The 11,345-nt window shown below is 52.5% G+C and carries 12 protein-coding genes; all 12 read right to left on the bottom strand.

The annotated features are described in order from the left end of the window. Positions 1–103 precede the first annotated feature (103 nt). A complete protein-coding gene (locus Q394_RS0105180) occupies positions 104–367 on the bottom strand; it encodes a UPF0175 family protein (RefSeq protein ID WP_028488332.1) in 264 nt (87 codons plus the stop codon). 92 nt (positions 368–459) lie between these two features. Further along, positions 460–927 carry an Lrp/AsnC family transcriptional regulator gene (locus Q394_RS0105175; protein WP_028488331.1) on the bottom strand — a complete coding sequence of 156 codons (468 nt, stop codon included), beginning with the start codon at positions 925–927 and terminating at the stop codon, positions 460–462. Continuing rightward, on the bottom strand, positions 924–1,628 hold the full coding sequence (locus Q394_RS0105170) for a PDDEXK nuclease domain-containing protein (RefSeq protein ID WP_028488330.1): 705 nt from the start codon (positions 1,626–1,628) through the stop codon (positions 924–926). Before Q394_RS0105170 ends, Q394_RS0105175 begins: the two co-directional genes overlap by 4 nt. After that, positions 1,615–3,303: a restriction endonuclease subunit S gene (locus Q394_RS19220; protein WP_051542847.1), complete on the bottom strand. Its 1,689-nt coding sequence runs from the start codon at positions 3,301–3,303 to the stop codon at positions 1,615–1,617. Before Q394_RS19220 ends, Q394_RS0105170 begins: the two co-directional genes overlap by 14 nt. Beyond that, on the bottom strand, positions 3,304–3,720 hold the full coding sequence (locus Q394_RS0105160; protein ID WP_028488329.1) for a PIN domain-containing protein: 417 nt from the start codon (positions 3,718–3,720) through the stop codon (positions 3,304–3,306). Then, positions 3,710–3,961: a hypothetical protein gene (locus Q394_RS0105155; protein WP_028488328.1), complete on the bottom strand. Its 252-nt coding sequence runs from the start codon at positions 3,959–3,961 to the stop codon at positions 3,710–3,712. The genes Q394_RS0105160 and Q394_RS0105155 overlap by 11 nt, the downstream gene beginning before the upstream one ends. 50 nt (positions 3,962–4,011) lie before the next feature. Then, complete coding sequence (locus Q394_RS0105150) at positions 4,012–4,590, bottom strand: Uma2 family endonuclease (protein ID WP_038140547.1); 579 nt, start codon at positions 4,588–4,590, stop codon at positions 4,012–4,014. Positions 4,591–4,603: 13 nt separating this feature from the next. Beyond that, complete coding sequence (locus Q394_RS19215) at positions 4,604–6,130, bottom strand: class I SAM-dependent DNA methyltransferase (protein WP_051542841.1); 1,527 nt, start codon at positions 6,128–6,130, stop codon at positions 4,604–4,606. 117 nt (positions 6,131–6,247) lie between these two features. Next, complete coding sequence (locus Q394_RS19210; protein ID WP_051542838.1) at positions 6,248–6,667, bottom strand: Fic/DOC family protein; 420 nt, start codon at positions 6,665–6,667, stop codon at positions 6,248–6,250. After that, entirely contained in the window at positions 6,657–6,854 is a 198-nt protein-coding gene (locus Q394_RS0105135; RefSeq protein ID WP_038140543.1) for a YhfG family protein, read from the bottom strand. Before Q394_RS0105135 ends, Q394_RS19210 begins: the two co-directional genes overlap by 11 nt. A 97-nt stretch (positions 6,855–6,951) precedes the next feature. Next, a complete protein-coding gene (locus tag Q394_RS0105130; protein ID WP_051542835.1) occupies positions 6,952–7,779 on the bottom strand; it encodes a Fic family protein in 828 nt (275 codons plus the stop codon). 46 nt (positions 7,780–7,825) lie between these two features. Next, positions 7,826–11,185 carry a type I restriction-modification system endonuclease gene (gene hsdR / locus Q394_RS0105125; protein WP_028488324.1) on the bottom strand — a complete coding sequence of 1,120 codons (3,360 nt, stop codon included), beginning with the start codon at positions 11,183–11,185 and terminating at the stop codon, positions 7,826–7,828. Positions 11,186–11,345 lie beyond the last annotated feature (160 nt).

Below are 11,345 nucleotides of genomic sequence, written 5' to 3'. Positions count from 1 at the left end.
ATAGCAAACCAAACGGAGGAGCGAGAAGAGGGTCGGCTGTCGCCGACGCGCTATCCCTCCCCATGCCTAAAGGCAGGGGTATCTCGCGCACGACTGATGACAATCATGCGGCGCGAAGCTGTTTGAAACGAATGACTTCGGCTTCGATTTCATCCATATCGGTGCTGATGGTTTCGATGTGGTACTGCTTGCAGGCGGCAAGGAAGGTGTAAATGTCTACACCTGCAAATTCGCAGGCTGCGCCACGCGATAATTGACCGGACTGGAACAGCAACAAAGCGGTATGCAGCTTGAGTAGCTGTGCGAGGCTAGTTTTATCCTGTTGTGGCAGCAGGACGTGATCCGGTATTTCAAGCGTTATTTGCATGTTTTGCCCTCTGCGGGGTGATGGATATGTGTTTGATTGTAGGGTTATCCCGGTGGAAAAGCCATATCGCGGTTTTCGGTGCTACTAACCAGCTATAGCGGCAAGGCGGTCTTATCCACCACCCGGCGCAGCACAAAGCTGGAATGCACCCCACTCACACCCGGTATCCGCGTGATGCGGTTGAGCAGCAATTCCTGAAACGCATCCATATCCTTGACCACCACTTTGAGCTGGTAATCGGCGGACTGCCCGGTGATCAGCAGGCATTCGAGCACTTCGGGAATGTCGGCGATACGCGCTTCAAAGGTGTTGAAACGTTCGGGGGTGTGCTGATCCATCGAGATGTGGATCAAGGCCATCAGCGACAGGCCGAGCTTTTTCGCATCCAGCAAGGCTCGGTAGCCGGTGATGAAACCGGCCTCCTCCAGTATGCGCACCCGGCGCAGGCAGGGCGAGGGGGAAAGGCCGATGCGGTCAGCCAAGTCCTGATTGCTGATGTTGCCGTTGTTTTGCAGGGTGCGGAGGATGTGCCAGTCGTAGCGGTCGAGTTCTGTGGTCATGCTTGCTGTTCCTGCTCGTCCAACAAGTGCTGCAATTGCGTCCGCAACAGATCCACATCCGGCAAGTAAAGCTGGTATTTGGAGACAAACAACTGATTGGAAATGGAACCTGTCGCGTACTCCACCATGATTTCATCCTTGTCAGTGGCGAGGACGATGCCAATGGGGTCGTTGTCATCCGCCACGTTTTCCTCTGCCTTGAAATAGTTGAGGTACATGTTCATTTGCCCGATGTCGTGATGTTTGACCTTGCGGGTTTTCAGGTCGATCAGCACGAAGCATTTGAGGATGCGGTGGTAGAACACCAGATCAACGTAGAAGTGTGTGTTGTCCAGCGTAATGCGATACTGCTGACCGATGAAGGCAAAACCTTTGCCCAGTTCCAGCAGGAAATGTTCCAGCTTTTCGATCAGGCTGTTTTCCAGTTCGGATTCGTGGTAGTTACGCTCCGGTAGATCAAGGAACTCGAAGACATACGGGTCTTTGGGTTTTGCCCGTATTTTATCCATTTGCTTGAGCACCTTGTAACCGTACTCGGCTTTTTCATTCCCTTGCTGCTCAAACTCGACGATGTGTTTGCCGATGTGCCAATAGGTTTGCACCAGAACACTGTTGACCCGTTGAACAGCTTGGCGGCGGCCTTGTTCCAGACTCGCGGTGATGCTGGTGATGAGTTGCTGATACTGATTAGCTTGCAGCATGGCGCTTCTTTCCCGTTTGCTGTTGTGTGCGTTGTGCCTGAATGCGCTTCAAGAGTTCTGCGGCGGGTTCATCGTCCGGGTCTTGCGGCACCAGCTCACCCCGGAACGCCTTCGCCAACACCGCTTGCGTTAGGCGATCCAGCCGCTGTTTCGCCGCCTTGTACTGCTTCTCCACCGAATCCGCCAGCGCAAACAACGACTCCACCCGCCGCACAATCTCCCCCTGCTCTTCCAATGAAGGAATAGGTATGAGTAACTCCCTTACACCACCGACACTTATTTGTTTTAAAGCCACACCCTTAGTCTTTTCTAGGACTTGTACATGAACAACTGAGCTTCGCAAGACATAGTTAATGAATTTCTCTGACAAGTTTTCATCACAATTTATTACACACAATGAGTCAAGCAGAGCAAACTTAAATTCAACATCTAAAATTCTTGTATGGCCAATTGTACCTTTTCTGGAGAAAGCAATGCTTCTCTCATCAAATCGACATCGTTCTTTCTGTTCCAATATAGTTTCTTCAGCCACATATCGACAGGTAGAAAAATCAAAGTCATCAACTCCTGAAAACTGAGCAGTAGATATAAAAAGATAACCAGACTCATGATATTTAGGATTTCTATGTTTTGGGTTGGGATCTATTACATCCGCTATAAAGTCCAAGCGCTCTATCAACCATTCATCAGGAATTCCCTTTAGTTTACCCACATATCGAATTGGCTTGTACTTACTCATCCATTCATTACTTTTTGGAGTAATCTTCTTTTTTTCAAACTCATCAAGCTGAATATTTTTCCAGTGTTGAAGTCGAGAATTCTCAAGAATATTTTTAATCGAACTTAAACTTCTTTCCTCCCGCCACTCCCTCGTCAACTCTCCCGAAGTCGCCGCAGCCAACACCGCTTGCCGGAAGCGTTTCAGCAGGGTAGGGATTTTTTCCAGCCGAGCCTGAGCGTTGTCGACTTTGGCGAGAATGCTGTCGAGTTTATTGGCTATGCGGATTTGTTCGGGGAGGGGGGCAAGTACAAATACAGACTCTTTCAGATATTTGAAATGACGTGAATAACCTCTATCAACTATTTTCAAACTCTTTAATTGATAATAAAAAAATCTAGGGTGAATATGTTTTTTTGGAGTTAGTACTTTTGTTCCATCAGCTCCAGGAACAAATGAAAAATCCACCCATTTTATTATTCTTGTATGATCACCAAACACACAAACAGGCTCGTCAACATCTAAAACCTTATCTTCATCATCTATATAGCCAGCAATGAAATTCAAGCCCTGATCAACAACTGGAAACAACCCTTCTGATAAAGTATCCTTGGTTTTAATCTTCGCTTTTGTTGTTGAGATTTGATCAAACGCATCACCACAACTCAAAACTGTCCAGCCGGGGGGGAGTTGGCTGCTCGAAGAAAATCCTCCCCCAACCCCTCCTTTTGCAAAGGAGGGGGGCAAGACAATGTGGCCACTTGATTGTTCAAGGTGCTCTCCGGCCTCCCCCTTTGAAAAAGGGGGATTGAGGGGGATTTTCTTCGAAACATTCAAATCTTGCGATACTCCCTTGTCAGGGTTGGGGAGGGGGTTCTTCGTTTCTTTGGGGGAGAGTTGGTTCACGCGGTTGCCTTTGTGATTTTTGGGAGTTATTGCCAGTCGTGCATTCGCCATTCACGCCTCAAGAAATGGATTGATAACCACCAACCCCGTTTCTAGCTTAAAACCGTGCTGTAAATCTTCGCTTAAAACCGCACTACACCCATATTCAGAAGCAGCAGCCAGAATCAAGCTATCATAAAAACTCAACAGATAACGTTTGGAGAGGGCAACGGCTTGCCTTGTCATTTCCGCAGTGAGTGGCACGATGTCCACATCAGCTTGAATATCCTGCAAAACCGCCTCAACCTCGCCAAATTTATCGGGAAATTTACGGCGCAATACATTACAAAATTCATTCAGGGTTTGCGCACTGCTCATCGCCTCTCCTGATGTCACCAAGCGCTGGGCAACCACCTTCTTGGCTTCATCCTGGGTGGTATTCGCATAAATCAGGATATTGGTATCGAGAAAAAACGGCCTAGCGCTCATTGGCTTCTTCCCGATTGAACCGGAAACCACGGGTATCCAGTTCCAGCGATTTCAGCTTGCGCCGTGCGGGTGTTGCCAACACTTGTTGCAAGCGTTGTTGGACTGACAAATTCCCCCTGTGCACCAAAGGCTTGGGCGTTTTCCGCAAACCATCCAGCAAACGCTGAATCAGTGTCAGTTGTTCACTGAAACTCAAGTTCTCTGCTGCATGAAGAATATTTTCAACCGTTTGTGTACTCATCGCATACACCTCCTGTTAACAACGCTGTTACCTGAACATTGTAGATTCGTTTACCCGACATCCAGCCCCACTTCTTTACGTACCCGCCGGTAAATATGCTCCACGGGCACATCCAGCGCCACGGATTCCAGCCGGAACACTTCACCCGCCCGGTATGCTTCCCGCTCCCATGAGGTACGCCGCCGCCACAAGCGCACCAAGGGGACATCCTGCGACACCACCACATATTCCAGCAGGCTTGGGATGCTGATGTAGTTGTCGAACTTCTCTTTCAGGTCGGTACGTTCCGTGCTGTCAGAGAGGACTTCCACAATCAGGACAGGGTTGGTGCGAACATAGGGGTCATCGGTATTTTCCCCGCAAGCGGCCATAATGTCAGGGTAATAGCTGAAGCGTTGCCCGTTATGCTGGATCACCACCTTCATATCCGATTGCCAAACACGGCAGCCGTCTTTCAGGCCGTTATCAATGGCGGAGGCAAAACTCATGGCAATGGTGTTATGGGTTTCGCTTGCCCCTGCCATGGCGTAAATTAGCCCGTCTACATATTCGCTGCGTATGTCCACATCACGCTCACCCGCGAGATAGTCTTCCAGCGGGGTAAAATCGTATTTCAGTGCCTGAGCCATGCGTACCTCCTGCCTATACTTGCCATGCTTCGAGAGTAGCAGTGCAAGCGACGGGCTGCAATGAGCTGTCTTCAGCCACCCCCAACTCCACCAGAATCGCCTGTAATTCGCTCATCGCCCCCGCCATTTCTTCCAACGCAGCGCTGATCAGCACATCAGGTTCAGGCAGGTTGGCGCTGTCTTCGGTGCTGTCGTCGCGTATCCACGCCAGATCGAGCGAATCGTCTTTGGCGGCAATCGCTTCCCGGCTGAAACAACGCATCCGGCAGCCCTCCACACCGTCAGGGTGGCCTGCCACAAACGCTTGCCGCGCCGCCTCATCCACCACCGTCAAATCGTCGCCGACGGCGCGGTAAAACTCCGCCAGATGGCTGGGGCTGAACACTGTGCGCTTGCCAAATTGCGGCATATTCGCCCGCAAATCGTACACCCACACGTTCTGCGTATTGCCCTTGTCCTGACGCACATCCGCCGGTTTGGAGAAAAACAGCACATTGGTTTTCACCCCCGCCGCGTAAAAAATCCCGGTCGGCAGCCGCAAAATCGTGTGCAGGTTGCATTTTTCCATCAAATCCCTGCGGATCGTGCGCCCCATGCCACTCTCAAACAGCACATTATCCGGCAATACCACCGCCGCCCGCCCACCGGGTTTCAGCATCCGCAAATACATCAGGTGCAAAAACGCCAGTTGCTTGTTGGAAGTGTAATGCACCAAATCATCCCGCGTCGGCACGCCCCCGCCCTGCTTGGTGCCAAACGGCGGATTCGCCAGAATCAAACTCGCCGCAGGCAACGCCCGCCCTTCATTGGAAAGGGTGTCGCCAAACAAAATACCCGCGTGCTGATCATCCACCGCCAGATCGTGCAGCATCAGATTCATCATCGCCAGACGGCGGGTATCCGGCACCAGTTCCATGCCGAAAAAGGTCTTGTGCTGGTAGTTGTCGTAAGCGATTTCATCCAGCGATGCCACATCGTTATGCTCGATAATGTAATGGTGCGCACTGATCAGAAAGCCGCCTGTCCCCGCCGTCGGGTCAACAATCACATCGGCAAGCTGCGGCTTCATCAGCTCGACCATCGCATTGATCAACACCCGTGGGGTGAAATATTGCCCCGCGCCGGATTTCTTTTCCCCCGCATTGATCTCCAGCAACCCCTCGTACATATCGCCCAGCCCTTCCGCCTTGGCGCTGTACCAGTCGAGCTTGTCGATTTCCGACACCAGCTTATTGAGCGTGGCAGGCTTGCGGATCACGGTGCTGGCATTCGCGTAAATCGCCTTGGTAATCAGCGAACCGTGCGAACCAAGGTGGATCAGCAGTTTTTTATACGCCTCCAAACGGGTCGCGGCGTTATAGCCTTCCAAATCAGACCAGCGGAAACCGGCGGGGATGTGTTCTTCCTGCCCGGTTTCATCCACCATTTTCAGGAATACCAGATAGGTCAGCTCGTTGATGTATTCGTGGTAAGTCACGCCATCATCGCGCAACAGGTTACACAGATTCCAGAGTTTGGCGACGAGATCTTGAGTGCTCATGGGGAGTTTCCGTTAGATATTAAATAATGGTGATAATGCGCATGAACAGTGTCTGCAAGGGCTGTAAATCGCCTATATAACCCGCAATATTCGCCTGAACCCATTCGTCTTGCCCAACTAACGACCAATCCAAACCATACCCGGCATTAATTGCCAGTAATCTGCCAACTGCGCAACCACAGATGCCTGCGGCAGCCCGACAAGATACTGTGCTTTTTCCAGTTTTTTCAGTAGCTTGTTCGCTTCCGTTTCGATATAGGCCGCACTGCAAAAACGCGTATTACCCTTGCTAATATCGACCGTGCGCAACTCACCCGCCCAAGCGTAAATATCCTGAAACAAGTGATAATGGATAGCTTGCAAACTTGGCAAATCGAATGCTGTGAAATCCGGCTCAAACAACGCAGCTCTGGATTCGGTAAGGGTTTTTTCTACCTCATCCAGTTCTTCCGCATCATGAATACCCAGCTTATTGATCAAGACAGAACTGTCGGGATAACAAGCCGGATCGTTGGCTATGCCATACTTATCCGGCATACCGCGCCTTGATTTGCTGGATGCGCTGCAACAGTTGCTGGCGTGTTAGCGTATCAAGGTCAATCTCTTTCTCTGGCTGTACCTTAAAACCTTCCAACCGCAAACTAGCACGATAGTTGCGATTGCGGGTGGCGTTAAAGTAAACACTTTTTTGTTCATCAGTCAGCATCACACGACCTTCATTCATGTCAGGAAACGTCTCCATTTTAGCATATTTCCCGCTGACACCACACCATCACCGACCGCCCCCTCAAGCAGGATAGTGGTGCGTTTGTGAGATTGTCTTAACGCAATTCGGCAACGATCATCTGCTGGGTTTCCAGCATGGAATCGGCCATAAACAGTAAAAACGGCTCTATATCGCCACCATCGGCGGTTGCCAGCGTTTGCAGGTAAATCCGCCGTTTGGCATTGCGCACAATTACCGGCGTGTAACCCTGCATCAACAGGATCAGGTTCATCAATATCCGCGCCCCGCGTCCGTTACCGTCATCGAAGGGGTGAATCCGCACCATATTGTAATGCGCCACACCCGCCACCAGCACGGCATGAAGCTGCCCCAGATTAACATTGACCCAATCACACAACTGCTGCATTTCCAGCGGAACCTGTAATGGCTCAATGTAATGGTGGATGGAGCCATCCTGCTGCAAGACATGATTCGGCTGGGATTTGTACTGCCCCGGGGTGGCGGGCTTTTGTACGCGCCGACCATCACTAGCCAACGCAGGCGTCGATTGAACGCCCGCCAGCAAAAGCGCGTTAATTTCCTTAATCAAACCTGGGCTGATGCTGCGTTTCTGCGCGATCACATCGAACAACAGATCAATGGCTTCGGCGTGGTTGCGGGCATCCAGAAAGTCCTTGAACGGTTTCCCCTCAATCGTCAGACCTTCCTGCAAAAAGAAAATGGTTTCGCCTAGCGTCAGGGTACTGCCTTCGATGGCATTACTGTCATACGTCCATTCGGCACGCAATTTCTGCTGGATGGCTCCCCAGCGATCCGGCTTTTGTGCCCGCAACGGCTGGGTTTCCGCTAATACGGCATCAATCGCCACCAGCTTGGTGGTCAGCAGCGGCGAGGTTTGGAAAGCGTAGGAAGGGTTATTCATACAGGCATCATGCAATGAAAATCAGAGGTTTGATTGTAGCAGAATTTCACCCCCACAACGCCCGATTAAAGCGTTGCAACACCGCGCCCACCGGCTCGTCAAACAGCTTGTTGGCGCGTTTGATACCGCCAAACTGGTGCTTGAAAACGCCCTGATCCAGCACCGCTTCATCGACGATCAGGTTGGCTTTCATCTGCTTGGCGATCAGTTCCAGCCATTGCTTTTGCGGGGTTTTCCACGGCTGTTGCGCCAGCATTTTTGCCAGTGCCTGATCGACACGCTGTTCCCACGGAATCAGCGCCTCGCCGAGTGCTGCCTGACGGATGAAACCGATAATGCGCGCGGCGATGTCTTCGCTTTTCACTTCGTTCCAGGCGGTTTGCAAATCCTGTTCGCGGAAATGGTTACGCTCCAGTTCCACCGCCAGCACTTTCAAATCGGCGCGGCTCAGTTCCCACGGCTTTTGCACCACGGTTTGCAGCGCTACCATGCGGTTGCCGTTGGCCTTGATGAAATCGTTGAAAGCTTGCAGGTAATCTTCCGGCTTTTGCCCATCGCCATAGCCGGTAGTGACCGCAATGACCTCATCCTCATGGCTGGAAATCACCACGGCGGGGCGATTGCCACTGCCCTGCACTTTCCTGTCGAGCAGCTCACCCAAGCCGGGGTGTTGGGTAAACCACGCGGCGACCTGTTGCGGCGGCATCGCTTTGAGTGCCTTGGCGAAATCGGTGGGCGACTGCCCGACGATGGTTTCAAACTGGCTGGCCTGCGTCTCGCTGAGGAAGTTTTTCTTCACCTGCAATTTGGCGATGAATTGGCGTTTCGCCAGCTCCTGCAAAGCGGGTTCATCGTCGCGGCGCATTTCCTGTTCCAGCGTCCCAAAATTGATGTCCACCTTGGTGACGACCGGCTTCATGGTGTTCACGTCTTCGAGCTGCTTGTAAATGTCCACTGCGTCGTAAATACGGAACGGGCCTTTGCCGATTTCCGGGCACAGCCGCGTCGCCCGCCCCAGCATTTGCTCAAACAGGATGCGGCTGTTCACCCGGCGTAAAAACACCAGATTGCTGATGCTGGGAACATCCACACCTGTGGTCAGCAAATCCACCGTCACCGCAATATTCGGCAAGCGGTCGTTTTTGTAGGCACGGATTTTATCCAGCGGCTTGTCACTCGCCCCGGTGATTTTCTGGATGGCATCATCATCGACTTCGCCATGGTAGTGGGTGCAAGCTTCCTTGAGCGCTTCCACCACCTCGTCGGCGTGCTTGTCGGTCACGCAGAAAATCAGCGTCTTGGCCTGTGAATACGGGTCGATGGCATCGCTTTCAATCAGCCATTGCGTGATCACTTTGGTGAAGTTGGGCGCAATCACCCGGCGGTTGAATTCGGTAATGTCGAAGTCCAGCTCATCCGGGGTGTTATAGGTTTCCAGCGTATGGCTGTCCGCCTTGTACACCTGCACCTCCTCATTCACGCCGTAATGGATACCCTGTTCCGCCAGCTTGGTGTGTACCCGGATCGGTGGTAAATGGTCATTGAGGTAGCCATCCAGCACCGCTTCCGGGTAGGTGTAACTGAAGACCGGCGCGTCGAAAATATCAGTGGTATGCAGCGCAGGCGTGGCGGTCAGACCAATCTTGAAGGCGTCGAAGTAATCAATCACGCTGCGGTATTTGGACTGGTAATCTTTCTGGTTACGGAACAGGATTTCGGTGTCGCTCAATTCCCGATCCAGCAAATAACCGCGATGGCATTCATCGACAATGATGCAGTCGTACTGCCCGACACCCGGCTTGCTGTCGTTATCGCCCGGATAGAGGATGCGCTTCACCAGCCCTTGCACCGTGGCGACATGCACCTTGGTGTCGTCGGCAGGTTGTTTATCATCCAGCGTCATCAGGCCAAAGGTGTCGGCGAAGGTATTCAGGTTTTCTAGCCGCACTTCCTTGAAATCATTGGCGGTTTGTTCGCCCAGTGCGGCACGGTCAACCAGAAACAGAATGCGCCGGAAACGCTCTGACTTGAGCAAGCGGTACACCAGCGCAATCGCGGTTTTGGTTTTGCCGGTGCCGGTCGCCATGGCGATCAGGGCTTTATCCTTGCCTTGCTTGATGGCGGTTTCGACCGATTTGATAGCGGCAATCTGGTAATCGCGTAATTTCAGGTCGTAATCAAACCCCATGTTGTCCAACGCGACCTCGGCCTGTTGCGGGGTCTGGCGCAGAAAGGTCTTGATTTCATGCGGGCTGTACCAGCCTTTCAACGCTTTGCGGCGGTTGGCGGTGTCACGCACATCCAGAAACCAGATGCCGCTTTCCTGCTCCAGTTGCTTGAGGTAAGGGCGGCCATTGGTGGCGAAGACCAGCGGCACGGAAACATCCAGACCGTTCACGTAACGCTTGGCTTGGTCGATGGCGCTGTAAACATTTTTGGCGCTCTTTTTCGCCTCGATCACCGCCACCGGCGTTAGCCCCATGAACAGCACGTAATCCGCTGGGCCGGAAGCGGTCGGCCATTCGGCAATGGCGCGGTTCTCATTGGCGAGCGGGCGTGCACCTTTGGCATGGCGCAGGTTGACGCTATCGGCCTGCCAACCGGCTTCGTTGAGTTGCTGGTCGATCAACACGCGGGTTTCGGCTTCGCTGAGCTGGAACACTGACTTTTCGACGCGGGCAATTTCGGCGGCCTGGGCTTGCTGATCCTGTTGTTCAAAGCGGGTTTTGTAGGCGGTATTGGCAGCCGCCATTTCCGCTTGCAAGGCCGCCAGCCGGGTTTCATTTTCAGCCGCCAGTGCTTCCCAAATTTGGCTTTCTGCGGCCATTTGTTCGGCACGTTTGCGTTCGGCTGCGGCTTTTTCAACTTCAATCTGCTTGAGCTGTTCGGCGACTTCCAGCCGTTCTGCCGCTGTTTTTTGCTGGCGTTGCAGCTCATTGAAGGCGGCTTCCAATTGGCGCACCTCTGCCGAGGGGTCTGGTGGTTTGACATAAGCGCCGGGCTTGAAACCTTTGGCCTTGTCACCGCCAAACGCCTGGTGATACCACGCACTGAGCGCATAGCCGACCTGCAAGGCTTGCAAAGCGTCGCGGTGGTTGCTGGAGGTGATGTCGTGGTTGGCGGCGTTGCCCAGTTTGCGCAGGGTGTGGAAAGCATCCTTGATACGCGGGTCAAGCCGCAGGGTGTCATCGAGGTCGCGCAGCAGGTCGATTTGCTTGATGTCCTGCCCAAAGGCTACGCCCACCCGTGCCGCTAGCGTTTGCGCGAGGGCTTCACCGAGTTGGCGCATTTTGATCAGGGTGGTATTGGGGTCGGGAACGAAGCAGCTTTCAGCGGTTTCTGCCAAACGCGCCAATAATGCATCGTGATGCTTGAGAAAACCAAAGTTGGTATTGTTGCTGCCCATTGACCATGCCCCTGCCATTAGCTACCGCGTGGTGCGGATAGATCACGAATATAGCAGCAACAAGAGGGGGCATGTTCGGCGTGATGCAGATGTTCATTCCAAATAGGCATAAAACACCAATAAATCTTAATTTAAAGCAACATTCTATCAATAAATCGAG

The organism is Thiothrix lacustris DSM 21227 (assembly GCF_000621325.1).
In the GTDB taxonomy this organism is placed as follows: Bacteria; Pseudomonadota; Gammaproteobacteria; order Thiotrichales; family Thiotrichaceae; genus Thiothrix; species Thiothrix lacustris.
The sequence above is the reverse complement of the archived record's forward strand: the minus strand, read 5'-3'. Positions and strand labels throughout refer to the sequence as shown.